General features: G+C 65.2%; 27 protein-coding genes. 10 read left to right on the top strand and 17 right to left on the bottom strand.

Annotated features, from left to right (window positions below; translation table 11 throughout):
- Positions 1-42: 42 nt before the first annotated feature.
- The 17 genes from SLQ30_RS14070 to SLQ30_RS13990 form a co-directional block, all read right to left on the bottom strand.
- The gene (locus tag SLQ30_RS14070) at positions 43-1,440 is read right to left on the bottom strand and encodes an FAD-dependent oxidoreductase (RefSeq protein WP_319446891.1); all 1,398 of its coding nucleotides are present in this window, start codon (positions 1,438-1,440) and stop codon (positions 43-45) included.
- Complete coding sequence (gene gshB / locus SLQ30_RS14065) at positions 1,437-2,477, bottom strand: glutathione synthase (protein WP_319446890.1); 1,041 nt, start codon at positions 2,475-2,477, stop codon at positions 1,437-1,439. The genes SLQ30_RS14070 and gshB overlap by 4 nt, the downstream gene beginning before the upstream one ends.
- A complete protein-coding gene (locus SLQ30_RS14060) occupies positions 2,474-2,740 on the bottom strand; it encodes a hypothetical protein (RefSeq protein WP_319446889.1) in 267 nt (88 codons plus the stop codon). Before SLQ30_RS14060 ends, gshB begins: the two co-directional genes overlap by 4 nt.
- 230 nt (positions 2,741-2,970) lie before the next feature.
- The gene (locus SLQ30_RS14055) at positions 2,971-3,429 is read right to left on the bottom strand and encodes a hypothetical protein (RefSeq protein WP_319446888.1); all 459 of its coding nucleotides are present in this window, start codon (positions 3,427-3,429) and stop codon (positions 2,971-2,973) included.
- Positions 3,430-3,536: 107 nt separating this feature from the next.
- Entirely contained in the window at positions 3,537-3,905 is a 369-nt protein-coding gene (locus SLQ30_RS14050; protein ID WP_319446887.1) for a hypothetical protein, read from the bottom strand.
- 366 nt (positions 3,906-4,271) lie between these two features.
- Complete coding sequence (locus tag SLQ30_RS14045; RefSeq protein ID WP_319446886.1) at positions 4,272-5,639, bottom strand: aldehyde dehydrogenase family protein; 1,368 nt, start codon at positions 5,637-5,639, stop codon at positions 4,272-4,274.
- Positions 5,640-5,668: 29 nt separating this feature from the next.
- A complete protein-coding gene (locus tag SLQ30_RS14040; RefSeq protein ID WP_319458318.1) occupies positions 5,669-6,727 on the bottom strand; it encodes a 2Fe-2S iron-sulfur cluster binding domain-containing protein in 1,059 nt (352 codons plus the stop codon).
- Entirely contained in the window at positions 6,724-7,752 is a 1,029-nt protein-coding gene (locus SLQ30_RS14035; protein ID WP_319446884.1) for a toluene hydroxylase, read from the bottom strand. The genes SLQ30_RS14040 and SLQ30_RS14035 overlap by 4 nt, the downstream gene beginning before the upstream one ends.
- Positions 7,749-8,081, bottom strand: coding sequence for an isoprene monooxygenase effector protein (gene isoD, locus SLQ30_RS14030; RefSeq protein WP_319446883.1), 333 nt, complete (start codon positions 8,079-8,081; stop codon positions 7,749-7,751). The genes SLQ30_RS14035 and isoD overlap by 4 nt, the downstream gene beginning before the upstream one ends.
- A 21-nt stretch (positions 8,082-8,102) precedes the next feature.
- The gene (locus SLQ30_RS14025; protein ID WP_319446882.1) at positions 8,103-8,447 is read right to left on the bottom strand and encodes a Rieske 2Fe-2S domain-containing protein; all 345 of its coding nucleotides are present in this window, start codon (positions 8,445-8,447) and stop codon (positions 8,103-8,105) included.
- Positions 8,440-8,724, bottom strand: a complete 285-nt coding sequence (locus SLQ30_RS14020; RefSeq protein ID WP_319446881.1) for a toluene-4-monooxygenase system B family protein — start codon at positions 8,722-8,724, stop codon at positions 8,440-8,442. The genes SLQ30_RS14025 and SLQ30_RS14020 overlap by 8 nt, the downstream gene beginning before the upstream one ends.
- A 35-nt stretch (positions 8,725-8,759) precedes the next feature.
- Positions 8,760-10,295 carry an isoprene monooxygenase oxygenase subunit alpha gene (gene isoA, locus SLQ30_RS14015; RefSeq protein WP_319446880.1) on the bottom strand — a complete coding sequence of 512 codons (1,536 nt, stop codon included), beginning with the start codon at positions 10,293-10,295 and terminating at the stop codon, positions 8,760-8,762.
- Positions 10,296-10,332: 37 nt separating this feature from the next.
- Positions 10,333-11,685, bottom strand: a complete 1,353-nt coding sequence (tadD, locus tag SLQ30_RS14010) for a non-phosphorylative glyceraldehyde 3-phosphate dehydrogenase TadD (RefSeq protein ID WP_319446945.1) — start codon at positions 11,683-11,685, stop codon at positions 10,333-10,335.
- 2 nt (positions 11,686-11,687) lie between these two features.
- Complete coding sequence (locus SLQ30_RS14005) at positions 11,688-12,392, bottom strand: glutathione S-transferase family protein (protein WP_319446879.1); 705 nt, start codon at positions 12,390-12,392, stop codon at positions 11,688-11,690.
- A gap of 34 nt (positions 12,393-12,426) precedes the next feature.
- Positions 12,427-13,143 (bottom strand): glutathione S-transferase C-terminal domain-containing protein, encoded by a 717-nt coding sequence (locus tag SLQ30_RS14000; protein WP_319446878.1) that lies wholly within the window; start codon positions 13,141-13,143, stop codon positions 12,427-12,429.
- 65 nt (positions 13,144-13,208) lie between these two features.
- A complete protein-coding gene (locus tag SLQ30_RS13995) occupies positions 13,209-13,889 on the bottom strand; it encodes an SDR family oxidoreductase (protein WP_319446877.1) in 681 nt (226 codons plus the stop codon).
- Positions 13,890-13,898: 9 nt separating this feature from the next.
- Positions 13,899-15,116, bottom strand: coding sequence for a CoA transferase (locus tag SLQ30_RS13990; RefSeq protein WP_319446876.1), 1,218 nt, complete (start codon positions 15,114-15,116; stop codon positions 13,899-13,901).
- 172 nt (positions 15,117-15,288) lie between these two features.
- Here SLQ30_RS13990 and SLQ30_RS13985 point away from each other — a divergent pair, with 172 nt between their 5' ends.
- From SLQ30_RS13985 to SLQ30_RS13940, 10 genes are all read left to right on the top strand, one after another.
- The gene (locus tag SLQ30_RS13985; RefSeq protein WP_319446875.1) at positions 15,289-16,509 is read left to right on the top strand and encodes a glutamate-cysteine ligase family protein; all 1,221 of its coding nucleotides are present in this window, start codon (positions 15,289-15,291) and stop codon (positions 16,507-16,509) included.
- A 145-nt stretch (positions 16,510-16,654) separates the two neighbouring features.
- Positions 16,655-17,836: an acetyl-CoA C-acetyltransferase gene (locus SLQ30_RS13980; RefSeq protein ID WP_319446874.1), complete on the top strand. Its 1,182-nt coding sequence runs from the start codon at positions 16,655-16,657 to the stop codon at positions 17,834-17,836.
- Positions 17,837-17,885: 49 nt separating this feature from the next.
- Positions 17,886-18,647, top strand: a complete 762-nt coding sequence (locus SLQ30_RS13975; protein ID WP_319446873.1) for an SDR family NAD(P)-dependent oxidoreductase — start codon at positions 17,886-17,888, stop codon at positions 18,645-18,647.
- A gap of 42 nt (positions 18,648-18,689) precedes the next feature.
- A complete protein-coding gene (locus tag SLQ30_RS13970; protein ID WP_319446872.1) occupies positions 18,690-19,541 on the top strand; it encodes a phytanoyl-CoA dioxygenase family protein in 852 nt (283 codons plus the stop codon).
- A 354-nt stretch (positions 19,542-19,895) separates the two neighbouring features.
- Positions 19,896-20,651, top strand: a complete 756-nt coding sequence (locus SLQ30_RS13965; RefSeq protein ID WP_413468036.1) for an MlaE family ABC transporter permease — start codon at positions 19,896-19,898, stop codon at positions 20,649-20,651.
- 1 nt (position 20,652) lies between these two features.
- On the top strand, positions 20,653-21,522 hold the full coding sequence (locus SLQ30_RS13960) for an ABC transporter permease (RefSeq protein ID WP_319446870.1): 870 nt from the start codon (positions 20,653-20,655) through the stop codon (positions 21,520-21,522).
- Between the two features lie 5 nt (positions 21,523-21,527).
- Positions 21,528-22,745, top strand: a complete 1,218-nt coding sequence (locus SLQ30_RS13955) for an MCE family protein (RefSeq protein ID WP_319446869.1) — start codon at positions 21,528-21,530, stop codon at positions 22,743-22,745.
- On the top strand, positions 22,742-23,782 hold the full coding sequence (locus SLQ30_RS13950) for an MlaD family protein (RefSeq protein WP_319446868.1): 1,041 nt from the start codon (positions 22,742-22,744) through the stop codon (positions 23,780-23,782). Before SLQ30_RS13955 ends, SLQ30_RS13950 begins: the two co-directional genes overlap by 4 nt.
- Positions 23,779-25,257 (top strand): MCE family protein, encoded by a 1,479-nt coding sequence (locus SLQ30_RS13945; RefSeq protein WP_319446867.1) that lies wholly within the window; start codon positions 23,779-23,781, stop codon positions 25,255-25,257. The genes SLQ30_RS13950 and SLQ30_RS13945 overlap by 4 nt, the downstream gene beginning before the upstream one ends.
- 3 nt (positions 25,258-25,260) lie before the next feature.
- Positions 25,261-26,865: a virulence factor Mce family protein gene (locus SLQ30_RS13940; protein WP_319446866.1), complete on the top strand. Its 1,605-nt coding sequence runs from the start codon at positions 25,261-25,263 to the stop codon at positions 26,863-26,865.
- Positions 26,866-26,870: the final 5 nt, after the last annotated feature.

Raw genomic sequence — 26,870 nt, 5'->3', positions numbered from 1 at the left:
GTGCGCCTTTCTTTGTTTGCGGATCTCGCGCGGCAGCCACAGCTAGAGGCGATCGGCGAGCCGCCGAGCGGCCAGTTGCAGCGCCTCCCAAACCGTCGCGAACGGCGGAGCGTAGGCAAGGTCCATCGCGGCAAGATCGTCGATGGCCATTTCGCCCCAAAGCGCGGCAGCGGCGGTGTCGATACGTTTTCCGGCCTGGGCGCCTCCGACAACCTGGACGCCGAGGAGACGTCGGGTCCGGCGGTCGGCGATGACATTGGTAGCGATGGGGGCGCGTTCGGCCATATATCCGCTGGCCGTGCCACCCTCGGTGGTCAGGGACTCCGCCTCGAAGCCCACGGCAAGGGCATCAGTGGTGCTCAGTCCGGTCCGGGCGATCTCTAGGTGCGTGTGACCATGACTGAAGCGCGTGATCGCGGTGCCCAAGGTACCGGCGAAGGTGCGGCGTTCGCCGGCGATGTTGTATCCGCAGATCCGTCCCTGCTTGTTGGCGTGGGTTCCCAGCGGGGAGAACACGCTCTTCCCGCGCATCCGGTCGAGCACCTCACAGCAGTCTCCGGCTGCCCAGACTCCGTCGCTGACGCGCTGTTCGTCATCGGGGAGGTAGCCGCCGTGTTCGCCGATCGCCAGACCGGCGTCGGCGCCCAACGTGCTGGAGGGCCGCAACCCTATGCCTAGGGCGACGAGATCGGCGGGGTAGGTGTTTCCTGCGGCGGTGGTGACCGCACGGACTTCGCCGTGGTGGGTGACCAATTCGACGACGGTGGTGTCGGTAACCACCTGGACGCCGGCCGCCTCGAGCGCGGCGGCGACCCGCTCACTCATCTTTGGGTCCAGGGTGCTCATCACCGCACTCCGGGTGATCAGTGTGGTGGCAAATCCGCGGGCTAGGAAGGCTTCTGCCATCTCCACACCGATGTAGCCTCCGCCGACCACGACCGCGCAGCGCGGACGCGCTGCGGTTTCGGGGCGCACGAGCAGATCCAGCCAGACGCGCGCGTCATCGAGGTTCTTGACGGTGTGCACTCCGGTGATGAGATGGTCATCGGTGTCGCGCGCCCAAGGCGGCACGATGGCATCGGCCCCGGTGGCCAGGACCAGTTTGTCGAACGGTAAGAGGCCCTCTTGTCGGTCGGCAGTGACGGTCGCCACGGTGCGGGTGGTCATGTCCAGCCCGGTGGCGGTCACTCCCAGGCGCAGATCGACGCCCATCGCGCGGTGCTTGTCCGGGGTGCGGGCGCTCAGTTCGTCAGCGGATTCCACCAGTCCGGCCAGTACATAAGGGATTCCGCACGCCGAGTAGGAGGTGTCCTGCGTCTTCTCCAAGACGACGACGTCGATGTCGCGTCCGTTGGTTCGTGCGCTCCGCAGCGCTTGGTGTGCGGCACTCATGCCGGCGGCGTCGGCACCGACGACGACGACGCGTTCAGCAATGCTCATCGGATGGGCGCTCCGTTAGTGCAGCGGGCCACCGTCCAGTCGATGATGTCGCCACCCAAGTGAGTTCCGCAAAGTGCGTCGATTTCCCGGATCCCGGTGGGGCTGGTGACGTTCACTTCGGTCAACATGCCTGCGATGATGTCGATCCCGGCGAAATGCAGGCCGCGGGACAGTAGTTCAGGCGCGAGGGCACGGCAGATCTCGTGGTCACGCTCGGTGACGCGATCGGCGTGCACCTGTGCCCCGGTCGCCATGTTGCAGCGGAACTCGTCACCGCTGGCAATCCGGCGGATCACACCGAGAGGTTCACCGTTGAGCAGGATCACCCGCCGGTCCCCTTCCTCGGATACGGCGGACATGTACTGCTGAACGATGACGTGCTCGCGGCCACGCTGGGTGGCAGTATCCAGAATCGAACGCAGGTTGGGATCCTGGGCGCGCAGCAGCAATATCCCCCGTCCACCCATTCCGTCGGTGGGTTTGAGCACCGCGGTCCCCCACCGGTTCACGGTGTCGATGATGTCTTCGCGGCACGCCGACAGCAGCGTGGCCGGGCACATCTCGGGCACTCGCAACGCGAAGATCTTCTCGTTGGCGTCGCGCAATCCGGCCGGGGAGTTGACGAGCAGGGTCCTGGCGGGGTCGACGAGATCGAGGACGAAAGTGGCACGCAGGTAGTTGGCGTCCACCGGCGGGTCGGTACGCATGAACACCGCAGCCACGTCGTCGAGGACGATCATCCGCGCGGCCGAGACCGTGTACCAGTCGGTGTCGGCCAGCCAGCGACCGTCGTTGAGCACCGCTGGGCGCAGCCGCGCGTCGCGGCACCGGGCGACAGCTTTCCCGTCGATGAGGGCCAGTTGCGAGGTCTCGGTGACGAGCACGCCGTGACCGGCAGCCTGGGCCGCTTCCATCAAGGCGACCGACGAATCGTGCGCGGGCTGCAGGCTGTTCAGCGGGTCCACGATGAACACGAAGTCCAGGCCACTACCGGCGGTCGCGGACCGGGTCGGGTCGATCAATGAGACGGTCTTCATGTGCGCGCTCCATTCGTGTGTTCGCCACTGTCACCGGTCCACGCCCCGGGCACCAGTTCGCTGTGGGGGTCATCGAGCGCGCGTTGCTCGCGGGTGATCGCCCTGAAACGAATCCGCTGCTGACTGAGGCCGTCACGCCAGCTGGCAGCGTGGCCATCGCGGTGGCGTGGTGCGGAGACTTCCACCGCGACGACGTCGGCGCCCCGGCCCCACCTCATCGAGCACAGATCGACGATCTTGATTCCGGTCATCGAACCGCTCATCTACAGGCGCCTTTCGCTTGAATGGCCTTCTGCGGCCACAAGTGATGGGCCACGCAAACCCCCGGCGTTGAGTTGCTCCACTCAACATTAGGAAGAAATAACTTAGGAGTCAACTACTTAGTGTCAAACTTTATTGACGATGGGGGGATTGATGCCTTCGAGGAGTCGAGCTCACCAGTTCAGGATGGCGAGGACCGTGCAGGGGCGGGCCCGTGGCCGTCCGGATCGAGCTAGTCCGCGACGGACAGCAGCGCGATCATCCGAAGCGACGCAACGGTGTGCGACAGCAGGCCCTTGACCACGAGCTTGTGTGCGGCGATCTGACCCAGCACCTTGCCGCCACGCCTGGTGAAGAATCCGACTGGCAGCAGCCCACCGCCCTTCATCTTCAACTGCGACACGTCGAGGATCTGGTCGACCGTCGCGTGCACCGCGACGTTGGGCTTGCCGACGATCCCGTTGTATATGGTGGCCCCGTCCCGGGTGAACTCGAGCGTGGCCGATTCGTCGGTATCGGTGCTGATGATCGCGACCGGACGCTTCATCTTCCGGGCGATCTTCACCAGGTCGGGCTTGTTGACGAAGTTCTGCATCAGCAGCATGTGCAGGATGCCGGCCGCGCCGTTGGCGACTTCGCCGTCCTTGCACGTGACCTTGTACGTGGCCGTGTCGGCCGTGTCTCTAGACATCTCTTGATCCGATCTTCATAAGAAAGTCCGCCGTGTAATTTGAAGGGTTGGCGGGGGGTACCGGTGCGCGCCCGGGCGCGCAGGGCGCGCCCGGGGCGGCGCAGGGCTCAGACGTCCCAATCGGTGTCGACCTGGCCGAATGAAAGCAGGAAGTTGTTGAAAGCGCCGGCGTTCTGGATCGCGAGTGCAATTTGACCGTCGGTGACCTTCAGCAGACCGCCCATGAGCAGCTTGCCGCCCTCGACGCGGCCCTCGGCGGCCTGGCGGAAGGCGTCGACGTTGCCGCGCAGCCCGAAGTCAAACGGGCCGTCGCCGTGGATCTTTTCCTCGGTCCACTCGGTGAGCTTCCCCCCTTCGAACGTGAAGTAGGAAATGACTTCGGGCTTATCGAGAAGCCCGAAGTACATCTTGTGGTTGAAGGTCTTGGGGTCCCTGAACCCTCTGTAGACGGCATCGTTGTTGTTGATGGCCTCCATGGCCGCTGCGCACCACTTGTCCGATAGGAATTTCATCGCCATTGTTGTTTTCCTCCTTGGTTACGTGCCGGGGATGAAGTTCCCCGGCTGTGGACATCTGCGGAAATGTCGCCGCTGGGCGAATGTGCGGTGTCCGCCGACGAGGTTCTTCGTCGGGGAGGTATCCGCCCTGCTCGCCCATCCCTAGGCCGGCGCCCGTGGCGCTGCGCAACGCTTGGCGAGCCCGGTGACCGTCGATCTGGGCGGCTTCCATCAGCGCCACCGACGAGTCGTTGGCGGGCCTCGCCGGGTCGCTGATGAACACGAAATCCATGCCCATGCCAATGCGCGGCAAGTGGTTCCGCTCGATGAGCGGGGCAGTGGTCATCAGGGCGCCCCGGTCGCGCGGGCCGCGGTTTCGCCAATCCACGTCGAAGGCAGCAGTCCACCATGGGCCGCATCCAGCGCGTTTTGCTCGCGGGTGATCACACCGAACCGGATCCGCTCGTCACCGAAGCTGTCACCCCAGGTACCGGCGTAGCCATCGAGGTGGCGGGGAGCGGCGAACAACGCATCCAGGTCCTGATGGGTGGTCCAATGTGCCACGGTGAGGATCGGTCCGAGCGGCTCGCCGACTGACCGCAGCAGCGGCGCCGCCCGCTGGGCATCTCCGAGGTTGACCACGGTCGCTGGGATGCGCCACCCCATCCGGTGTTCGATGTCATCGGGAATCGTCGCGCCGGCCAGCACGCGTGCCCCGGCAGTGCGCAGCATGTCCAGCCGGGTCATCGCGCGCCGGCGCAGCGGCTCGGTGGGCAAGGGCGCTGGCCGGACGGTCGTGACTTCGGCCATGATGGCCTCCAGCACCTGGGTCGCTACCGTGGTGTGCAGGGCGACGATCGGCAGGCCAAAGGGGCCACCTGCGTTGTGAATGCGGACTGCTGCGGCGACGTCGACGGCCAGGCTCGCGATCCGGTCGGAGGCGATGTAGGGATACACGATGGCGGCATTGCCGCCTGCGGACAGGGTGGATAGCGGGACCTGGGTGCGGGGGGTGGCGCGGCGGGCGCGGCTGAGGGTGTCGTCGTTGCCGTGCACGTTGAGCCGAGTCAAATCCGGACAGCCGATCAGGGCTGCACCGACGTCGACTCCGGTGCCTTGCACGACGTTGATTGCGCCTGGCGGGAAACCGACGTGGCTGGCGGCCAGGGCGATCGCCACTGGTGTCAGTGGACCGCGTAGGGAGGGTTTGACCACCGCGGACGCGCCGTGGGTCCAGGCGTTGAACACGTTGGTGAGCATTCCGGTGAACGGCAGGCCCCAGGACAGGATGTGCCCGGTTACCCCGGGTTGTGGCGCTGGCGGGTCGATCACGGTGCGGGTCAGGATCGTGCGGGCCAGGCGCAGTGCGGCCTCGATGGTCGCCACCGAGTCGGCGGGCTCGAGCCCGGTTTCGGTGGTTTGTAGGCGGGCCAGCTGGGGAGCGAGTTCAGCGAGGTGATTGAGCAGTTTGGCCAGCATCTGGTGGCGTTGTGCCGGGTCGGCCCATGGTCCGTTCTGGGACTGACGGGCAGCGGCCAGGGCGCGGCGGACGTCGTTGCGTGAGGACAGCGGCACGACTGCGCTGATGGTGCTGTCGGCGGGGTTGCGGATCTCGTACTCATACGGCGCGGCCGGGAACACCCATTGCCCGTCAATGAAGTTGCGGTTGTAGATCTCGTCGGTGGGCAGCGACGCTTGGGTGTCGAGCAACATGGCGATGTTCCTTTCGTGGTCGCGCCGGCTCAGGCGATGAATCGGTCGAAGAACACCCGGTCGGCTGGCGCGGCGGCGCCGCGCACCAGGGCGCGCATCGCGGCGTCGACCATGCCGGCGGGACCGGCCAGGTAGATGTCATGCCCCTCGAGGGCAGGCCAGTCGTCGGCCACGTGATCGACCACCCGCCCGACCCGCACCGGAGAGAAGGGAAAGTTCCCGGGGCTCAGCGCGGCGGCGCTGAAGGTGGGATTCTCCACGGAGACCGCGAGCTCGGCGCCCATGTCGTGCAGCCGCGCAAGCCGCTCGAGTAGGACGATGTCGGTGTCGGTGCGGGCGCCGACGTAGAGGTGCAGGCTAGGCGGTCGTGATGCGGTCAGGAGGTGTTCGGTGATGGCCAGGATCGGTGCCAGCCCGGTGCCGCCGGCGATGCACAGCACCGGGCGGCCCGAGTGGGGTTGAGCGTAGGCTCGCCCATACGGCCCCTCGGCCACCAGGGACTCGCCCAGGCTGATGTCGCCAAACAGCCATTGCGACGCAGCGCCGCCGGGTTTGGCGCGGATCACGAACTCGACGGTGGCTGCGCCGGCGTCGCGGACCGGATGGGCCATCGAATATGCCCGCCGCACCCCCTCCGGTGATTCCAGCAGCACGAACTGGCCGGGCAGGAACCGCAGCGGTCCGTCGAAGGCGATGGTGAACAAAGCCGTGTCCGTCGTCAGCAACTGCCGCCCGGCCAGGCGCGCGGCGTACCGCTGCGGCGTCGGCTCGTCGACACCCTCCGGAATCGACACCCGCGGCGCTTTGAGGGTGCACGGCCCATCGGGCACGGATTGGCACATCAGTACCCGGTTTCCGCGGCGTCGATCGCGTTCGCTGAGTCCGGTGGCGTCCTCCCAAAGCGTGGTGACGGTCCCCTCGACGAGCTGGGCTCGGCAGCTGCCGCATCCCCCGCTTGCGCATTCGTAGGGCAGCGGTAGCCCGGCGCGTAACCCGGCCCGCAGCAGCGTCTCCCCGGGTTGCGCCTCCACGGAACCGTCGTGGCCGGTGAACGTGATGGCGGTGCTCACCGTGGTAGCGGTGTTCACGACGACCCGGCGTGCAATCCGAGCGAGGCCAACCAGCCCGACCAGTCCTGATGTACGGCGGTCGCGATCGTCGCGGCGTCCGCGCCCGACGGCGAGGCCACCAGCCGCGCCCCGGCACCGATCATGGCGTGTCCGCGATCACTCCAGGTGTCGAGGTGACCCTGCAGCACCGGCAGGTTGGCGTCATCTGCGGAACCCAGGAATTCGACCAGCGCGGTGCTCCATCGGCGGCTGCGCTCGGCGTCGTGCCAGAGGTTCTCGACGATCAGGGCGTCCAACTGCGCGCCGACCGCACCCAGTTGACTGCCCAGCTGAACCAGGAACAGCTGATCGGCGATGGCCTTGGTGACCAGGTTCGTGGCGACGAACGATGCGTCCCAATCGAATTCGACCAGCGCCCACTCGAACGCGGCCCGGACCGGTTGCCAGTCGGGGTGTTGGGTCCACGCCGCCTTCTCCGCGGTGCCGAAACCATGATCGGGATGGGTCAGCGCCAGCTGGGTGGTGCGGTAGGCGGTCAGTTGCACCCGGCGCAACTGGTCGGCGGTCTGGAAGGCCGCGCAGTTGCCGACGTAGCTGCTGATCGCCAGCTGCTGCACGTAGGCCGACAGCATCTGCTGGCAGTGCGCTACGTAACGCGTCGGGGTGAACGCGTGACTCAGCAATCCCAAAGCTTCGCCGGTGAGCTCCTCATCGCAGCGGCCGCCGTCGAACTGCGCCAAGAGCCCCTCGACGTAGGTTTCCTGATCATCCTGTCTGGCAACGTAACTGCCGTAGGTCATGATGTCGGGATCTCGGAAACCATCCCAGTCCGGCACCACCAGCGACATCGAGTCGCGGTGAGTGCGCAGCCACACGTTGCCGTGCACGTCGGGGCCCATCTCCAGCGGAACGGGGCCGGTGGTGTGGTTCATGTTGTGGGTGAGCACTTCGTACTCGGTGGGCCGGCGCCCCAAATTGCCGAACGCACTCCAGGTCTTGAGTCCCCGCGTCCGACTGCGGGGTTGCGCTGTCTGCTCGGTCATGACTGCTCCTGTCCCTGGTTTTCGTAGAACCACAGATATTCGGTGGTGCGGGTCTTCAAGCGGCCCTTGAACGAGGGCATGTCGATCTCCAGCGCGGACAGCTCGTAGTGCTGCCCGAGGTGCTTGGCGAGACTGGACTGGGTGAGCCGACACTGGCGCAGGGTATGGATCCGCACGTAGTCCTCGCGGTCCAGCACCAGCACGTCCAAACCGGGGTTGTCCTCCTCCACGGCGTCGATCACCGCTTCGGCTAGGTTGCCGGCCCGAATGACCGGCCCGACCAGGTCCGGGGCGGACTCCATCGCGACGTCCATGTCGATGATGCTCATGAGCTGATGTTCTCCTCGATCTCAGGGCCGCGCGGTAGCCGGCGTCTTCAGGCGTACTTGGATGACGCCGTCCACGACGCGAACGTCATGTCGGGCTAGGCTGGTGTCGCGCGGATTGACACCCGCGCCGGTCAACGCATCGAACTGCCACTCGTGAGCGCGGCAGGTCAGCACGCCGTCCTCGAGTTCGCCTTCGACCAGCGAGATGCTCTGATGCGGGCAAATCCCGTCATAGGCGCACACCTGACCGCCGACCTTGACCAGCAGGACTTCCTCGTCGCCGACGTCGAACGATTCCATTTCGCCGTCCCAAAGCTGGTCTTCGTCCACCAGGTCGACGAAGCCGTCGCCGTCCTGGTCAGACATTGCTGGGCGCCCCCTGTCGGAATCGGACGTCGAACCATTGCAGCGGCAGGATTTCCCGACTGCCGCACAGCTCACCGAGCGTGGCGTCAGCAGGCAGCACCTGATCGTCGAGAAGCACGTCGTAGCCAGGATGCGGGTCCGGCTCGGCGACGCGGCGTCCCACCGAGTGGACGGCGACTTTGACGGCGACCTGATCCCAGGTGTCGTCGGTATCGATGGCAACCAGGTGGGGAACGAAATCACCGACGAAGCGGCCGGTGATCGGAAAAGGGGCCATGCGGACTCTCCTCTACTGACTCGACTGAAGGGGACTCAGAGCGAAACCGGCTCGCGGACCGGGCTTTCCGGGCTTTCCGCGGCGTGCTGGCCGTTGGGCGGGGGGAGGTAGTCCTTGGCCCATGCGTACTCGTAGACGTCGTCGCCGAACACCTCTGGGGTCATGCCCATGTAGGCAAGTGCCCCCACCAGATCCGGCGGTTGGACCTCCCCGGCAATGAACCGGTCGACGAAGTTGTGGTGTCCGGCGTAGCGCTCCGGGTCCAGCTCGAAGCACCACTTGGAGATCTCCGAGTCGAACTGATAGAGCCGGCCCTTGTAGGTCAGACTGTGCTCGGCCAGTTCGTGGCGGGAGAACGCCGACCCCAACGGAAGCTGCGTCAAATTGCACAGCGACGGCAGGGTTTCGGGGAGCGTCATCCCCACACGGCCGGCGTTGACGTTGTCGATGATCTCGTCCCACAGCACCCCCCAATTGTCTTCCCAGGTGGGATACTTTTCCCGCAGCCAGTCCCGTTCATCCTTGGACACACCAGCATTGGGGTTCCAAAACAGAGTCGGCCGCCAGAACCACGTCCCGATGTGCATCGCGTGATGACCGTTCTCCAGCGACAGCAAGAACTGATCCCAATACCACGGCTTCTTGAGCCCGTAGTCCTGCAGGATCCGCTCGTGGTGATTCACGATCCACTCCAGCATGAACTCCTTGAAGCTCATCTTGCGCTGGTCCAGCGGGGTGTAGTAATCCATCGCGGGGCCGGTGAGCGTCTGGAACAGCCGGGTGGAACGCCAGAACGCCACGTCGAGCGCCTGCTGGGCTCGTTGCGGGTCGTTTTCCATCAACACCGCCAAGGTGGGGAACCCCAGTTGGGCGTGGCGGGCCTCGTCGGTCTGGATGGAGGACAACAGGTTTGACCAGTTGATGTCGCCTGCGGCCATCGCATCGGCGGCCAAGGCGACGAACTGCAGGTTGGTGAAGCCGTGCTCCACGGTCAGGCTGGTCGCCAACGACGCTTCGATGCAATCGGCATTCAGCATCACATCGTCGAAGAAGTTCTTCACCGCCAGCACGCCCCACTCATTGGTGTGAAAGGCCTTCTGCGACCAGTCGAAGCGGGGGTCGTGCTTGAGCAGGTCGTGGGAGAAGCGCAGGTCCAGTTGGGTGTGGCGGGTTTCGTCGAGCATCCCGAACACTCCGAGGTTGCGCCAGCGGGGTGTGGGCGCGAACCGGCAGAACCGGCTTTGCATGGTGACCGCCATGTGCTCGACCATGCACGTGGTGCCCATGTGCAGGTGTGAGGCGGCGACGTGTGCGGGGTCGAGCTTCTCGTAGATGCCGGCACGCACCAGGGCGCTGCTGACCGCCTTGACGCCGGATTCCTTCTCCCGCTGAATGCGGACGTAGTCGCGGTAGGACACTCGAAATGGCTCATCCCAGGTATCCCAGGCCTGCTCGGGGATGTCGCCCACGCCGCTCCAGCTGGCCGGGAAGGCCACGGCAGGGTCGACGTAGCTCAAGTCCCAATCGAGGTCACGGGAGGTGTCATACCAGTCGTCGCGATTCAGTAACATGCGGCTTCGTTCCAATCTAATTGGGCTGTAAAGGGTTTCATCGCTTGACGCGTAATACGCGGTAGTTGGTGTATTCCAGGACGCCGTGCAGGGACTGCTCGACGCCGAGGCCGGATTGTTTGATGCCACCGAACGGCACGTCCGAGGACAGCATCGGATGCTGATTGACCCAGACCGTGCCGGCCTGCACCTGGCCCGCGACCTCGACGGCGCGGTCCTCGTCCGCCGACCACACCGAGGCACCCAGGCCGAGCTCGGAGTCGTTGGCACGCGCGATCGCGTCGTCGAGGTCGGTGTAGGTCAGGATCGGCAGCACGGGGCCGAACTGCTCCTGCGCCACCAGCGGGACCGAATCGTCGACCCCGCGCACCAGGGTGACCGGGTGGAAGTAGCCGGGCCCCTCCGGGGCGTGCCCGCGGAAGTAGACCTCGCCGCCGCGGGAGACCGCATCGGCCACGTAGCCTTGCACTTTCGCCAACTGGGCGGCGTTCTGGATCGGACCCATGTCGACACCGTCGTCCAAGCCGTTGCCGACCGTGACGGTCTTGGCGACCTCGGCCAACGCCTCCTCGATCTGCGGTGCGAGTGCCAGCGGGACGTAGAGGCGTTTGAGGCCGGCGCAGACCTGCCCGCAGTTGGACAACCCGGCCCAGTACAGGTCCTTGGCGATGGCGGCGACGTCGACGTCGTCGAGCACGATGCCAGGGTCGTTGCCGCCCAGTTCCAGGGTGAGGCGTTTGAGGGTGGCGCCGGCGGCGGACATTATCGCCTTGCCGGCCCGCTCGGAACCGGTGAAGGTGATCTTGTTGATGCCCGGGTGGGTGGTGATCGCCTTGCCCAAGTCGTCGCCGCCGGTGAGCACCTGCAGCACTCCCGGGGGCAGTACGTCTTGAGCCAGCTCGCCCAGGCGCGCGGTGGCCACCGGGGTCAGGGGTGAGGGCTTGAGGACGGTGGTGTTTCCGGTGACCAGGGCCGGCCCGATCTTCCATAGCGCCAACAGCAGCGGATAGTTCCAAGCGGTGATGGCGCCGACCACGCCGACCGGCGGGCGGTGTACCTCGATCAGTTCGGTGTCGTCGTCGCGGATCACCTCTACCGGGATGTCCCAGCTGGCGTAGCGTTCCAGACCGCGCAGCCCGGAATCGATCTCACCAGCTGCTTTGGCCAGCGGCTTACCCTGTTCGAGGGTGACTAGACGGGCCAGTTCGTCGATGTTGGCGCGGACGTGCTCGACGAGGGCGAGCACCGTCTTCTGCCGGTCGGCCAGCGAGGTGGCAGCCCAGCCGGTGGCGGCGTCGCGGGCGGCGTCGACTGCGCCGTCGAGTTGGGCGGCCGAGGTGTCGGGGACCTCGGTGAAGACCTCGCCGGTGGCGGGATTGATGACGGCGATGCTCACGGTGTGCTTCCTTCCGGGCGGAAGAGTTTCTGGAATTGTTCAGGGCTGTAGTCGTGGCGGAGGGCCTTCTCCTCGCGTGGATCGGACACCTTCGCCTTGGCTGCTGGGCGGGTGGAGATCCGGGCTTGCCAGGCAGCTACGTGTGGGTAGTCGGCGATGGTGATGCCATGGCCGGCCGCGACCCGAGTCCAGGGAAAGGTAGCGATGTCGGCGATCGAATAGTCGTCGCCGGCCAGGTAGTGGCGGTCGCGCAGCCGATCGTCGAGGACCTGGTAGAGGCGGGCAACTTCGGCGTGATAGCGACCGCGTGCATATGGATTGTCAATGCCCTGTTTGGGGGCATGGGAGACGAAGTGCGCGGCCTGGCCGGCCATCGGCCCTTGGTTGGCCACTTGCCAGAACAGCCAGCACAGCGTCTCTTGCCGGATCAGGGGATCCGTCGAGAGCAGGCGTCCGGTCTTCTCGGCGAGGTAGAGCAGGATCGCTCCGGACTCGAACAGCGGAACCGACTGGCCTCCGGGTCCGTCGTGGTCGACGATGGAGGGGACCTTGCTGTTGGGGTTTATCTCGACGTACTGCGCGTCGAACTGGTCGCCCTCGCTGATGTCGGTCCACACGATGCGGTACTCGAGGCCCAGTTCCTCGAGTGCGATGAGTACTTTGCGAACGTTGGGGCTGGTGTAGTAGTAGAGATCGATCATCGAAATACGCTCCGGAACAAGGGGTTACGCACGCTCAGATGTCGTACTGTTTGCGGATACGGTCCATATAGCCGACGAGATTGGGTTTGGACTGCACGTAGCCGGTGCCCAGCCACTGCTGCGGTTGGTCGGCGATTTGGCGCAGCGTCGAGTAGACCGACGCGTCGATCGAATGCAGCGCGTCGCCCAAGAAGTACGGCTTGTCTCCGAGGAAGTCGGAGATGGCGTCGATGTCGGCCCGGAAGAACTCGGCCACGACCTCGGCGCTGCGCCGACCCATCCCCTGGCCGTCGAATTCGGTGAGAATCCGGGCCCGGAACGCGTCGAGCCCTTCACGGATCTCCGGGGTGACCTCGGCGCCCTCCACGATGTAGGGGATGTACATCTCCCACCCGGCGTCTTCACGCCAGCGCGGCTGAATGATGCCGCTCCAGTACAGGTGTTCCTCGATGAGCCGGTTGAACGCCAACCCGACGGCGCGGTCCTGCTTGCTCAGATCCGTATCGAGCGGGTCGCCGTACTTGGTCTTCAAGTAGGCGATGATGGTGTTGGAGTCGCCGACCTTGGTCCCGTCGGAGTCGACGATGTAGGGCAGCTTGCCGTGTGGGGAGTCCTGATCCAGCGTGGCCAGATCCTGGGTCTTGTGTTCGAATTCCATTCCGGTGAACGACATGTAGTTCACCAACTTCGTCACGTACGGGCTGATGTCGGGGATCCCCCACGCGGGGACGTATCCGTAGACGGTGATCATCGGTGATTCCTATCCTTACTGGTCGAGGAGTGGACGTGCGATCGGGTGGAAGGGCTATTGCGTTGTCACCATTGGAGATAGGTGCCGTCGGAGTGTTGGAACCGGCCCGAACTCTCGGGAGTCAGACCGTCGATGTTGGCGATCAACCCGGCGGCGGCTTGGTCGGCGGTGATGTAGGCGTGCTCGCCAGGGAAGTCCTTGGTCAGGTCGGTGGCCACCATTCCCGGGTGCAGCATCAACACGCTGACGCCGGCCTTGGACAGATCGTGGTGCAGATTGAGTCCGACCATGTTGGCGGCCGCCTTGGAGATGCGATAGGCGTACATGCCGCCAGAAGTGTTGTCGCCCAACGATCCCACCCGGCTGGACACGATGCCCACCTTGGCGCCGGGCTGCAGCAGGTGACGCAGTGCCTCCACGGTGCGCAGCGGTCCCAGCGCGTTGATCTCGAACTGCGCGCGGAACCGGTCGTAATCGATGGAGCCGAGTTCGTCGAGCCACATCACGCCGGCGATGTGGTAGAGCACGTCGAGTTTGGTGCCGGCCGCCGTGAGGCGCTGCGCCAGCGCGGTGACCGATTCACCAGAGGTCACATCGACGTGGGGTTCGACGGTGATCCCATCGGCAACCAGATCCGCGCCGTCGAACAGGCACGCGGCGATCACGGTGTCGCCGCGAACATGGAGTTGCCGCACGATCGAATGGGCGATGCCCTTGTCTGCGCCGACCACCAATGTCGTTGTCATTGCTGCCTTTCAGGCTGAGGCGCCGGCAGCGGCGCTCTGCTCGGTGCCGATGACCGCGGCGGCGGCCAATGCCGCGATGTCCTGGTCGCTATAGCCGACCTCGGCAAGGATCTCGCCGTTGTGCTCCCCGAGCAGCGGCGCTCCGCGCGGAGGTTTGGGCACCGTGCCCAGGAAGCGTGCGGGGACCCTGGCCTGGCGCAGCCGACCGGCGACCGGGTGGGTGGATTCGACGATGATCTCGGTGGCTTTGACCTGGGGGTGCTCGATGACCTCCGAGCGTTTCAGAATCGGCGCGGCCGGCACGTCGAACTCGTCCAGCAGGCCCAGCCAGACCACCGAGGACTTCTCGATCAGCACGTCTTGAATCATGGCGAGTCGCTCGTTGATGAACTCCGAACGTCCGGTCGGGGTGGCGAATCGCTGGTCCTCGATCCATTCCGGATGCCCCAGTGCCTTGCACATGTTCTGCCACTCAACATTGCTGTTGGTGGCCACGGTGATGTACCCGTCAGCGGTCTGATAGATCAGATCGATGAAGCTGCCACCCTTCTCGACCGGCACCGGCTGATCCGGGAAGGTGTAGGCACCCATGTCGGAGGCCCACAGGAACGACAGCACCGCCTCGAGCATCGAGAGCCGGATGTGCTGTCCCTCGCCGGTGCGTTCGCGGGCGAACAGCGCCGCCGACAGGGTCTGCGCGGCGACCACCGCGGTCAACTTGTCGGGCAGGATGGTGCGGATCAACCGCGGCCGCTCGGAATCGGAGCCCGCCTGCACGGTGGTCAGGCCCGACAGAGCCTGGATCAGCGAGTCGTACACCTTCTGTCCGGAGGCTGGGCCGCGTTCCCCGAATCCGCTCATCGACAGGTACACCAGCCGCGGGTTGTGCGGCGCCAGATCGTCATAGGCGATGCCCAGGCGCTCCACCACGCCCGGCCGGAAGTTCTGCACCAGCACGTCGGCGCTCTCGACGAGCTTCTTGAGCACCGCGACGCCCGCAGGCTTCTTCAGATCCAGCGTCAGCGAGCGCTTCGAGCGGTTCACGTTCACGAACATCGCCGACATGTCGCCGGACCGATTGGGCAGGTCTCGGACGTGGTCTCCCGTGCCGGGCACTTCCACTTTGATGACGTCGGCTCCTTGGTCGCCCAGGATGTCGGTGGCCCACGGGCCCGACATCATCGAGCACAGGTCAATGATCTTGATTCCGGTCATTGGGCCGCTCATCTGCAGGCGCCTTTCGATCGACTCCGTGGCGTGCGGCGATCTGTGGTCCATCGCGCAAAGCCGTGGTTGTTGTGAGGTGGTTCACTCGATACTATGGCGAGATCTCTTAGGAGTCAACTACTTAGTTCTCAACCTTCTTACCCCGGGAATTACGTTCGAGGAGCCGATCTCAATGCCGCACCCCCACCCAACCCTGACGATCGATCAGGCCTTCGACCTCGTAGCGACCAACTTCGCCGGCACCGACGACGACATGGTCGGCATCGAAGTCGAATGGCCGCTGCACCACGCACGGGAGCAAGCCTCCGCCCGGCCAACGATGTCGGAGCTGACGCCGCTGCTCAGCACCCCCCTGCCCCATCGCGGGCGCATCACCATCGAGCCGGGCGGGCAGGTCGAACTGTCCACGTCGCCCCAGCCGACGGCCACCGACGCGATCACCGCCCTGCAGACCGACGCCCAGATCCTGCATGCGCAACTGCGGCGGCGCGGCTGGTGCCCGGCCGACCTCGCCTTCGACGACCGTCGCCCACCCGCTCGGATTCTGGACCGGCCGCGCTATGCCGCGATGGAGGCCTTCTTCGCCCACCGCGGCGACGCCGGCACCCAGATGATGACCAACACCGCCTCGGTGCAGATCAACATCAGCCACGATCCGCAGGGCGGCCACCAACGCTGGGACCTTGCCAACCGGATCGGGCCACTGCTGATCGCCATGTTCGCCAACTCCCCCGGCATCGGCCACGACGGCATGCACTGGCAGTCGCGGCGCCAAGAGATCTGGAGCCGCATCGACCCCGGCCGCACCGCCCCACTGCCCCTAAGCCGTTCGCCTGAACGTGACTGGGCTCGCTACGCCCTCGGCGCTGACGTCTTCTTCGTCGACACCGGCCGTGAGGGCATCGCGCTGCCACCAGGGCTCAGTTTCGGGCACTGGCTCACCCACGGGCACCCGCTCGGCTGGCCCAGCCGAGCAGACCTCCGTTACCACCTCACTACGCTGTTCCCCCCGATCCGGCCCCGAGGCTGGCTGGAGCTGCGCATGCTCGACGCACTGCCTCCCGACCTGAGGGCGGCAGCGGTCCACATCGTCTGCGCCGCGATGACGGCGGAAGTGGCCTCCGAGTTGCTGGCCACGCTGCCCGACACCCGTCACCTCTGGACGATCGGCGCCCGGTCGGGGCTGGCGCATTCGACATTGCGGACCGCCGCGCTCACCCTGCTCGACACCACTCAAGCATTTCTGCGGCAGACACCTGGGCATTGCGCCGCGGCCGAGATGGTCGGCGCCTTCACCGACCGCTATACCCGTCGTGGGCTCGCTCCCGCCGACGACCACCTGCGCCGAGCCGTGGGGTCGAGTACACCGGCGCTCTTTGAACCGGCCCTATGACAACGCGGCTGCCAGCCCAGCCGCGGTATCACCCTGGCATCCCCGTCCCCTCGATGCCCCACACCACCCCGGCCGCGGGGCAGTCCTGGCCAGGGCAGCCGCAATCCCCCCTAGTGCATTTCGCCGAGAAAGGCCTTCTCCCCGCATGACCACTTCTGTCATCATCGCCGGCGCGCGCACCCCCATCGGCCGTTTCCAAGGTGCCCTGCAGGGCTTCACCGCGGCCGAATTGGGCGGCATCGCGATCGAAACGGCATTGACCAACGCCTCGATCGCCCCGGCCGAGGTGCAATACGTAGTGATGGGTCAGGTCCTCACCGCCGGCGCGGGACAGATGCCCGCCCGTCAAGCGGCCGCCGCGGCCGGCGTACCGATGAGCACACCGGCGCTCAACGTGAACAAGGTTTGCCTGTCCGGAGTCGAGTCCATCATTCTGGCCGACCAATTCATCCGCTCCGGGGCATTCGAGGTGATCGTCGCCGGCGGCATGGAATCCATGAGCCGCGCACCGCATCTCCTGCCGCACTCCCGCAGCGGCCACAAATACGGCGACTTCCTCGTCGTCGACCACCTCGCCCTCGACGGGCTCCACGACGCGTTCACCGACCAGCCCATGGGACTGCTCACCGAAACCGACAACGACGTGCACGGGGTGACCCGCGGCGACCAGGACGCACTGGCCGCACGCTCACACCAGCGGGCCGCCGCCGCGTGGGAGAACGGTGTCTTCGACGACGAAGTGGTACCGCTGCGCATCCCCGGCCACCAACGCGACGGCGGCTGGCTGCGCCGCGACGAAGGCATCCGCCCCGACACGACCGTCGAGACACTGTCCCGGCTGCCCGGCGCGTTTCGTCAATGCGGCGCCATCACCGCCGGCAACGCCTCACCCATCAGCGACGGCGCCTGCGCCGTCGTGGTGATGAGCAAACAGCGCGCGATCTCCGCCGGACTCGGATGGCTTGCCGAGATCGGTGAGCACGCAATGGTCGCAGGCCCAGATTCCGGTCTGCACGCCCAACCGGCCGCAGCCATCGCGAATGCCTGCACGGCCGCCGGCATAACCCCCGCGGCACTCGACCTCGTCGAAATCAACGAAGCGTTCGCCGCGGTCGCCATCGCCTCCACTCGCGCCCTGGAAATCAATCCCGACATCGTCAACGTCAACGGCGGCGCCATCGCCCTTGGTCACCCAATCGGCATGTCCGGCGCCCGCATCACCCTGCAGCTGGCCCGGGAACTGCGACGCCGCGGCGGCGGCATCGGCGCGGTCGCGCTCTGCGGAGGCGGAGGCCAAGGCAACGCCCTCATCCTACGGATTCCATGACTCAGTCGCCCACGGCGCAGTGGCGCCCCATCCCTTCAAGGAGAATTACGTGAACATCGACGACGTCGTCGCCATCGTCACCGGCGCGGCCTCCGGCCTCGGCAACGCCACCGCGCACGCACTGCATGACCGAGGCGCCCACGTCATCCTGATCGACCTCCCGGGCTCCACCGGGGAGCAGGCGGCACAGTCGCTCGGAACACGCGCCAGGTTCGTGCCGGCCGATGTCACGTCGGCAGACGAGGTCTCAGCGGCGATCGACATCGCAGCGTCGATCGGCGACGTCCGGATTCTGGTCAACTGCGCCGGCGTCGCCACTCCGGGAAAGGTTCTCGGCCGTTCCGGTCCACTACCGCTCACGGAGTTCGAACGCGTCGTGCGCATCAACCTTCTCGGCACCTTCAACGTGATCCGCCTGGCCGCAGAGAAGATCGCACGCACCGAGCCCATCGACGGTGAACGCGGCGTCATCGTCAACACCGCATCGGTGGCTGCATTCGACGGCCAGGTCGGCCAACCCGCCTACGCCGCGTCCAAGGGCGGCGTCGCCGCATTGACGCTGCCCATCGCCCGCGAGTTGGCCCGACACTGCATCCGTGTCACGACCATCGCACCGGGGATCTTCGAAACTCCCATGATGGCGGGTCTTCCCGAGGCCGCTCAAGCATCACTAGCCCAACAGGTCCCGCATCCGTCGCGGCTCGGCAAACCCGTCGAGTATGCGGCGCTAGTCACCCACATCATCGACAACCCCATGCTCAACGGCGAGACGATCCGCCTCGATGGCGCAGTGCGCATGGGCCCCACGTGATCCGACTGAACTCAGCCACGCAAACTCTAGGAGGACAGCACGATGGTCGCTGACCATCCCCCCGACGGTCTGCTACGCAACGTGGCTGACGACGAGCGGGACACCTACCTCAGAGAAGGGGTGGTCCGGCTTAGACAGATCATCCCGGGTTCCTGGATCGACTACCTCAGCGACGCCGTCGCCCGGCTGATGACTCGTGTCCACACCACGTCACAGAACTACACCCTGCCCGGGGAACGCCGGTTCTTCTCCCAATCCTTCCCCCGATTCGTTGATCCTGCATTCGATGCGTGGGCGCTCGAGGGTCCCACCAAACACCTCGCCGCTCAGATCCACCCCGAAGTCCGCACGCTCCGCTTCTTTTACGATCAGGTGTTCGCCCAGGAACCCGGAGCCGCACTCGGCGCGCCGTATCACCAGGACCATCCGTATCTTCCCATCACAGGCGACCAGTACCTGCGCATCTGGGTACCGCTGGACACGGTAACCGCTGAGAGCGGAGCCGTACGCTACCTCAAGGGATCGCACCGCGGCGCGATCTATCGACCCCGCAGCTTCAGCGGCAACCCGAACATCGTTGCCCTGTACGCAAAGTCGCCCTACTTCGAAGCGCCCGACTTCGCACACTACGGCGATGACGCATGGCTTGTCGGTGAGGCTGAACCGGGAGACGCCCTGCTGCACCATCCCAAGACCGTTCACGGGTCACCGCCGAACGACACCGAACGCTTCCGACGCGCGGTGACGACGATGTTCGTCGGTGACGACGTCGTCTGGGACCCTCGTCCGGGGACCGCGTTCGATCACATCGGAAGCATCGGACCCTTCGAGGTCCCGAGGATGCCCGCGGGCGAACCCGTGGACGGGCCGTGGTTTCCGGTCGTGACCACATGACGGGCCGGACGTCTCGACGCGTGGGCCGATGTCACCGGCAGCGGCGACCCGGCATCGTCTGTACGGCCGGTCACCTCGGGAGCCATCGCGATCTACTCACTCTCGACGACCTCGGGGACGAAATACGCGCCCACGAACTATGGCCCGCACCACAAAGAGGGCCTTGTGGTGACGTAATCCACTCGTTACCATCACTCTGATCTCTTAGGAGTCAAATATTTATTTGGCTTCCTTCTTAGTTACGTGGATTCTTGTAGAGGAGACATCGAAGTTGTCACCGCTCCGTCACTTCCACCCCGGGGGCAAACTGCCATGACGTCCTTGACGGGGCTGCGCAGCCACCTCGGCATCCACATGAGCCGTCCCCTAGGACATGTCGGTGGCTTTGCCCGCATGGCATCGCTCACTGCGAAGGCCGCCGTTCGGTGGCCCTTCGAATGGCGCGAACTGATCCTTCAAGCCTGGTTCCTGCTGAGCGTCACGATCATCCCGACGATGATGGCCGCGATCCCGCTGACGGTGCTGTTGACCTTCACGCTGAACGTGTTGCTGGCGGAGTTCGGTGCTGCAGACATTTCTGGCGCCGGCGCCGCACTTGGCGCAGTCACCCAGCTGGGCCCGCTCACCACAGTGCTCGTTGTCGCTGGCGCAGGCTCGACCGCCATTTGTGCCGACCTCGGCGCTCGCACGATCAGAGAAGAAATCGCAGCCATGGAAGTCATGGGCATCGACCCCATCCGACGGCTGGTGGTGCCGAGAGTGGTTGCAGCGACGGTGGTGGCAACGCTGCTCAACAGCCTGGTCATCATCGTCGGACTGGTCGGCGGATTCATGTTCAGCGTCTATCTTCAAGGCGTTTCGGGCGGGGCGTACCTATCTACGCTCACCCTCGTCACCGGGCTTCCCGAGGTACTCATCGCCACCATCAAGGCGGTGTCATTCGGGCTGATCGCCGGGCTCGTCGGCTGCTACCGAGGCTTGACCGTGTCCGGGGGTCCCAAGGGTGTTGGCACCGCCGTCAACGAGACCGTGGTGCTCTGCGTGATCGCCCTATTCGCCGTCAACGTTGTGCTGACCACCATCGGCGTGCGGTTCGGAACGGGGCACTGAGATGACCAACGCTGCAGTAGTCCGCGCCCGTTATCCGCGGACGGCCGCCAACGTGGACCACTACCTCGGCGCACCAACTCGCGCGATGGAGTCCTTCGGCCGGATGGTCTGGTTCATGCTGATGAGCGTCGGTCAGATTCCATTTACGCTGCGCCGTTACCGCGCCGAGACAATACGCCTCATTGCCCAAATCGGTATGGGCACTGGCGCTTTGGCGGTTGTCGGCGGAACGGTCGCCATCGTGGCGTTCGTGACGTTGTCGGGGGCATCGCTCGTCGCCATTCAGGGCTTCTCCTCGTTGGGCAACATCGGCGTCGACGTATTCACCGGATTCTTCGCCGCACTGGTCAACGTGCGCATCGCCGCCCCGGTCGTCACCGGCATCGCTCTGGCAGCCACCGTCGGTGCGGGCGCCACCGCCGAATTGGGCGCCATGCGCATCAGCGAGGAGATCGACGCCTTAGAGGTGATGGGAGTGAAGTCGCTCGCGTTCCTTTCGTCGACCAGGATCATCGCCGCAGTCGTGGTCATCCTTCCGCTCTACGGGCTGGCGATGATCATGGCGTTCCTCTCGCCACAACTGGTCACCACGCTGCTCTACGGGCAGTCCAGCGGCACCTACAACCACTACTTCCGCACGTTTCTGCGGCCCGAGGACGTGTTCTGGTCGTTCCTCGTCGCGGTCATCATCGCGACCATCGTGATGGTCACCCACTGCTACTACGGATACAACGCTGCGGGCGGCCCGGTCGGTGTCGGCGACGCCGTCGGCCGATCCATGCGATTCTCTCTGGCTGCGGTGGTCATGGTGGCCATGCTCTCGTCGTTGGCGCTCTACGGCGTCGACCCCAACTTCAACCTGTCGGTGTAGCGGCGATGACGACGAACTTCCCGGAAAACACCCAACGCACACCGCCTTTCAAGATGTTGGCCACGGCGGGAGCGCTAGTGCTCACGGTCATCGCCGTTCTGGTCTTCGTGCAGTTCCGCGGAGGATTCACGCAGAAGGAGCCGCTGACGCTCATTTCCGACCGCGCCGGGCTGCTCATCGGCCCAGGATCGAAGATCACCCTCAACGGGGTGGAGATCGGAAAGGTCGGCAATCTCAGCGAGATTGAGCGTGCTGGCCAGCCGGCGGCAAAGTTCTCGTTGAACATCTCACCCAAGTACTTCTCCCTGATTCCGGTGAACGTGGACGGCGCGATCAAGGCGACCACGGTGTTCGGCGGGAAGTACATTGCGTTGTCGTCGCCGAAGCAGCCGGGACCACCGATCACCAGCAACGACACGATCAACGTGTCGTCCGTCTCCACCGAGGTCAACACGGTCTTTGAGACGATCACTTCGATCGCGCAGACGATTGACCCCGTCAAACTGAACCTCACGCTGAGTGGCGCCGCGGACGCAGTATCGGGGTTGGGCGACAAGTTCGGCACGGCACTGGTCAATGGCAACAAGGTGCTCGACAACCTCAACCCCCAGATGGACCAGGTGCGCTCCGACGTACAGAAGCTCGCGACCATCACTGACGCCCTTGGCGACGCATCACCTGACCTTTGGAGCGTCCTCGAGCACGTGACGACCACCGCAAAGACACTCAACGGACAGCAAAAAGACCTGGATGCGACACTTTTGGCAGCCATCGGGTTCTCCAACACCGGTACCGACGTGCTCAACAAGAGTCAGCCGCATCTAGCTCAAACGCTGCTGCAGTTGGCCCCCACGAGCCAGCTGCTCGACACGTATAGCCCAGAACTGTTGTGCGCCATCCGAAATGCTGCAGAAGTGGAGCCCGCCGTTGCCGCCTCCGAGGGCACCGGCAACGGGTACTCGTTGAAGGCCCACACCCAGCTGGTCGGCGGCACCAATCCCTACGTCTATCCCGACAACCTGCCGCGGGTCAACGCCCGAGGCGGCCCCGGCGGAGCACCAGGTTGCTGGCAGAAGGTCACCCGGGACCTATGGCCGGCACCGGCGCTGGTGACCGACACCGGGGCCACCATCGCCCCCTACGACCACTTTCGAATCGGCTCCCCGTGGGCGAACGATTACGTCTGGGGACGCCAAATCGGTGAATACACGGTCAACCCATGAGACTGACGTCAAGTGCCATCAAGCTCACGGCCGTATCGCTGGTGCTGGTGTTCTTCGCCGCCATCACGGTCGTGGTGTTCGGCCAGATCCGCTTCGACCACACCGTCGCCTACTCTGCGGAGTTCTCCTCCGTCAATGGTCTGCGCAAGGGCCAGTTCGTCCGCGCATCGGGTGTCGAGGTCGGCAAGGTCACCAACATGCGGCTATTGGACGGTGGCAAGCGCGTTCACGTCGACTTCGCCGTCGACGAATCGCTGCCGATGTATCAGTCGGCCACCGCCCAGATTCGCTACGCCAATCTCATCGGCGAGCGTTACCTCGAGATTCAACGCGGCTCGGGAGCTGGAAGTGACCGGGTGCTCCCGCCGGGCGGGCTGATCCCGCTGGACCGCACCCAGCCCGCGCTGGACCTCGACGCACTCATCGGCGGCTTTCGTCCAGTGTTTCAGGCGCTTGATCCCAAGAAGGTCAACACCATTGCGTCGGCGATCGTCACGGTGTTTCAGGGGCAGGGCGGCACCATCAACGACATCCTCGACCAGACGGGCCGGCTGACCTCCGAACTCGCCGATCGCGACGAGGCCATCGGTTCGGTGGTCAAGAATCTCAGCACCGTCCTGGACAGCATCGTCGCGAAGGCCGGACAAGCCGACGCGACGATCGTCAACCTGGAGTCGCTGATCAGCGGGCTGACGAAGCAAGCCAACCCGCTAGCCGACAGCGTGGCGAACCTCAGCAACGCAGCTGGATCGCTGAGCGAGCTGCTCAGCGAGAATCGGCCACTGCTGAAGTCGACGGTCAGCTCGGCTCAGGGTGTCCTCCAACCGTTGGTGGATCAAAGCCCGCAGTTGGACGACCTGGTGCACAAGCTGCCGACCGCGCTCACGCTGTTGGGCCGCAGCGCCGGCACTTACGGCGACTTCATCAACCTGTATCTCTGCGACGTCACGCTCACGTTGAACGGCCTTCAGCCTGGCGGACCGGTCCGGACGGTCCGGCTGACGCAGCAGCCAACGGGAAGGTGCACACCGCAATGAGGGCATTGGAGCCCGAGAACCGAGTCCGGGTCGGAATCATGGCGCTGCTCCTGGTGCTGCTCGTCACCGGCGTGGGTCAGAGCTTCACCAGCGTGCCGATGCTGTTCGCCCAACCCCGGTACTACGGCGAGTTCGGCGACTCAGGTGCGCTGCGCCAAGGAGACAAGGTACGCATCGCCGGCATGGACGTCGGCAGCGTGCAGGAACTGTCGCTTGCGACCGGTCACGTCGTCGTCCGGTTCACCTTGGACGGCAACGCCATTGGAAATCAAAGCCGATTGTCCATCCGGACCGACACCATCTTGGGCAAGAAGGTGCTCGAGGTCGAACCCCGCGGCACCGACCAGCTGAAACCCGGTGGCACGATCCCGCTGAGCCAAACGACGACGCCCTATCAGATCTACGACGCGTTTCGCGACGCCACCAAGGACGCAGCCGGATGGGACATCGGGACCATCAAGCAGTCCTTGCAGGTACTCACCGATACCGTCGACCAGACCTCGCCGCACCTAAGCGCCGCGCTCGCCGGAGTGCGCCGGTTCGCCGACACCGTGAGTCGACGCGATGACCAAGTCCAGCATCTGCTGGGCGAGACCAGCAAGGTGGCTGGCGTGCTTGGCATCCATGGCGAGCAGATCAATCGACTCCTGGTGAACGCGCAAGCACTGCTGTCGGCGATCAATGCCCGCGGGCAAGCCGTCCAGACCCTGCTGACCAACGTCAAGGCCATCGCGAGTCAGGTCCAAGGGGTGATCAATGACAACCCCAATCTCAACGCGGTGCTCAAGCAGGTCAACACAATCAGCGACGTCCTGGTGAAACGCAAGGATGACCTGGTCACCACAGTCGGCGAACTCGGTAAGTTCATCGCGTCGCTGTCGGAGATCGTGGCATCGGGCCCGTACGTCAAGGCAGCGATATTCAACCTGTTGCCCTACCAAATCCTGCAGCCCTGGGTGGACGCGGCCTTCAAGAAACGGGGCATCGATCCGCAGAAGTTCTGGGGTGACGCCGGTCTGCCGTCGTTCCGGTATCCCGACCCCAACGGTCAGCGGCTTCCCAATGGCGCGCCGCCGCCGGCACCGACGCCACTCGAAGGCACTCCGGACCATCCCGGTCCCGCAGTGGTCGCGGGCTCTCCGTGCTCCTATGCGCCGGCACCTGGCGACTATCCGGCGCCGGACAACCCGCTTCCGTGTGCAAACACCGACACCGGTCCATTCGGCAACAATCCGTATGGAAGCAATTTCGGTGCCCCGGATGTCGTTGGTGCGCCGGTGAACCCGGCCGCACCACCCGCGGCCCCCGGCGTTCCGAGTGCTGCGTTGCCGGGTGAACCGTCCCCACCGGTCGAAGGCCTTCCCGCACCGGCGTTGGCGCCAGGGCCGCCGGGTGCCCGCACCGTGCCAGTGGCACCGGCGATGCCACCGTCGCCGCCCCCGCCGGCCGCGTCGGATGAAACCGGAGGTAACTAGCTGATGAGCACGGTCTTCGAGGTCGGCGCCCTACGCCGCTTCTCCCGCAAGTCGATCGTCCTGACGGCGACGGCGGTGGTCGCTGCGCTTGCGCTGACCTACGGCGGGTGGTTGGTGTTCCACAAGCTGACCAACAACGTGATCGTTGCCTATTTCTCGCAAGCCAACTCGCTCTACCCGGGAGACGACGTCTCCATCATGGGAATCCCGGTCGGGTCCGTCGACTCGGTCGAGCCTGCCGGCGACAAGATGAAGGTCACCTTCCACTTCCCGACTAAGTACAAGGTGCCCGCGAACGCCTCGGCGGTCATCATGAATCCCAGTCTGGTCGCTTCACGAAACATCCAGTTGGAGCCGCCCTACAACGGCGGGCCCGTACTCACCAGCAATTCGGTCATCCCCATCGAGCGCACTCAGGTGCCCGTCGAGTGGGACGACCTGCGCGACAGTGTCAGCAAGACGGTGACGGCGCTCGGCCCGACACCCGAGCAACCCAAGGGGCCAATCGGAGACACCCTCGAGTCGCTCGCCACCGGGCTCGCAGGCAAGGGCGACGCCATCAACAAGACGCTGAACACGCTGTCGACGTCGCTCACCGCGCTCAACGACAGCCGCGGTGAGACATTCGCGATCGTCGGCGGTCTGGCCACCTTCCTCAACACCCTCCAGATCAACGAGCAGCAGCTGATCTCGTTGAACAGCAACCTGTCTCAGCTGACGAACAGTCTTACCCCCACCGACCACGAGGTCGCCGACACGGTCGATCAAGTCAACCGACTGCTGCCCGTAGTGCGCAAATTCCTCGACGAAAACGGGCACATGCTGACCACCGACGTCAACAACCTCGCCACCGCGACCACTCCGCTGGTCCAACCCGATCAGCAGCGGGCACTCGAGAACTTTCTGCACGTGTTCCCGACGTTCGCGGCCAACGCCAACAACACCTACCACCCCAGCCACGGCGGGCTGACCATCATCCCTGCGGTCACCAACTTCGCCAATCCGTTGGAGCTCATCTGCAGTTCGATTCAGGCTGGCAGCCGGCTCGGATACCAGGACTCCGCCGAACTGTGTGCGCAGTACCTGACGCCGGTGCTCGACGCCATCAAGTTCAACTACTTGCCGTTCGGTCTCATGCCGTTCAGCACCGCGGAGACGTTGCCCAAGACCACCGCCTACTCCGAGCCACGGTTGCAGCCGCCTGCCGGGTTCAAGAACACCACCGTGCCAGGCATATTCGCACCTGACACCTACATCAACGGGCACGGCAACCATCAGCCCGGGTGGGTGGCCGCCCCAGGGATGCAGGGCGTCGAGGTGCAACCGGAAACCGGCGACCTGCTCTCACCGGGTTCACTGGCAGAGTTGATGGGCGGCCCGGACGATGCACCACCACCGGCGGGTCCGAATCAGCCAGGCAAGCCGAACAGCTTCGACGAAACCAATCCGCTTCCCCCGCCGTGGTACCCGCAGCCCGGTCCGCCACCACCACCCGGACCGGAGGTCGTCCCGGGACCAGTGGCTGCGACCCCGGTCCCTGCCGCGGCCACGATGCCAGCCGATGGACCAGCGTTGCCCGCTGAAGCGCCGACGGGTGCGGGCCAGTGAACGGG

Source organism: Mycobacterium sp. RTGN4, assembly GCF_033804635.1.
In the GTDB taxonomy this organism is placed as follows: Bacteria; Actinomycetota; Actinomycetes; order Mycobacteriales; family Mycobacteriaceae; genus Mycobacterium.
The sequence above is the reverse complement of the archived record's forward strand: the minus strand, read 5'-3'. Positions and strand labels throughout refer to the sequence as shown.

Coding starts and splice junctions, on each gene's coding strand:
- SLQ30_RS14070 (WP_319446891.1), bottom strand. CDS start 1,440: ATGAGCATTGCTGAACGCGTCGTCGTCGTCGGTGCCGACGCCGCCGGC.
- gshB (WP_319446890.1), bottom strand. CDS start 2,477: ATGAAGACCGTCTCATTGATCGACCCGACCCGGTCCGCGACCGCCGGT.
- SLQ30_RS14060 (WP_319446889.1), bottom strand. CDS start 2,740: ATGAGCGGTTCGATGACCGGAATCAAGATCGTCGATCTGTGCTCGATG.
- SLQ30_RS14055 (WP_319446888.1), bottom strand. CDS start 3,429: ATGTCTAGAGACACGGCCGACACGGCCACGTACAAGGTCACGTGCAAG.
- SLQ30_RS14050 (WP_319446887.1), bottom strand. CDS start 3,905: ATGGAGGCCATCAACAACAACGATGCCGTCTACAGAGGGTTCAGGGAC.
- SLQ30_RS14045 (WP_319446886.1), bottom strand. CDS start 5,639: ATGTTGCTCGACACCCAAGCGTCGCTGCCCACCGACGAGATCTACAAC.
- SLQ30_RS14035 (WP_319446884.1), bottom strand. CDS start 7,752: ATGACCGAGCAGACAGCGCAACCCCGCAGTCGGACGCGGGGACTCAAG.
- isoD (WP_319446883.1), bottom strand. CDS start 8,081: ATGAGCATCATCGACATGGACGTCGCGATGGAGTCCGCCCCGGACCTG.
- SLQ30_RS14025 (WP_319446882.1), bottom strand. CDS start 8,447: ATGTCTGACCAGGACGGCGACGGCTTCGTCGACCTGGTGGACGAAGAC.
- SLQ30_RS14020 (WP_319446881.1), bottom strand. CDS start 8,724: ATGGCCCCTTTTCCGATCACCGGCCGCTTCGTCGGTGATTTCGTTCCC.
- isoA (WP_319446880.1), bottom strand. CDS start 10,295: ATGTTACTGAATCGCGACGACTGGTATGACACCTCCCGTGACCTCGAT.
- SLQ30_RS14005 (WP_319446879.1), bottom strand. CDS start 12,392: ATGATCGATCTCTACTACTACACCAGCCCCAACGTTCGCAAAGTACTC.
- SLQ30_RS14000 (WP_319446878.1), bottom strand. CDS start 13,143: ATGATCACCGTCTACGGATACGTCCCCGCGTGGGGGATCCCCGACATC.
- SLQ30_RS13995 (WP_319446877.1), bottom strand. CDS start 13,889: ATGACAACGACATTGGTGGTCGGCGCAGACAAGGGCATCGCCCATTCG.
- SLQ30_RS13990 (WP_319446876.1), bottom strand. CDS start 15,116: ATGAGCGGCCCAATGACCGGAATCAAGATCATTGACCTGTGCTCGATG.
- SLQ30_RS13985 (WP_319446875.1), top strand. CDS start 15,289: ATGCCGCACCCCCACCCAACCCTGACGATCGATCAGGCCTTCGACCTC.
- SLQ30_RS13980 (WP_319446874.1), top strand. CDS start 16,655: ATGACCACTTCTGTCATCATCGCCGGCGCGCGCACCCCCATCGGCCGT.
- SLQ30_RS13970 (WP_319446872.1), top strand. CDS start 18,690: ATGGTCGCTGACCATCCCCCCGACGGTCTGCTACGCAACGTGGCTGAC.
- SLQ30_RS13965 (WP_413468036.1), top strand. CDS start 19,896: ATGAGCCGTCCCCTAGGACATGTCGGTGGCTTTGCCCGCATGGCATCG.
- SLQ30_RS13960 (WP_319446870.1), top strand. CDS start 20,653: ATGACCAACGCTGCAGTAGTCCGCGCCCGTTATCCGCGGACGGCCGCC.
- SLQ30_RS13955 (WP_319446869.1), top strand. CDS start 21,528: ATGACGACGAACTTCCCGGAAAACACCCAACGCACACCGCCTTTCAAG.
- SLQ30_RS13950 (WP_319446868.1), top strand. CDS start 22,742: ATGAGACTGACGTCAAGTGCCATCAAGCTCACGGCCGTATCGCTGGTG.
- SLQ30_RS13945 (WP_319446867.1), top strand. CDS start 23,779: ATGAGGGCATTGGAGCCCGAGAACCGAGTCCGGGTCGGAATCATGGCG.
- SLQ30_RS13940 (WP_319446866.1), top strand. CDS start 25,261: ATGAGCACGGTCTTCGAGGTCGGCGCCCTACGCCGCTTCTCCCGCAAG.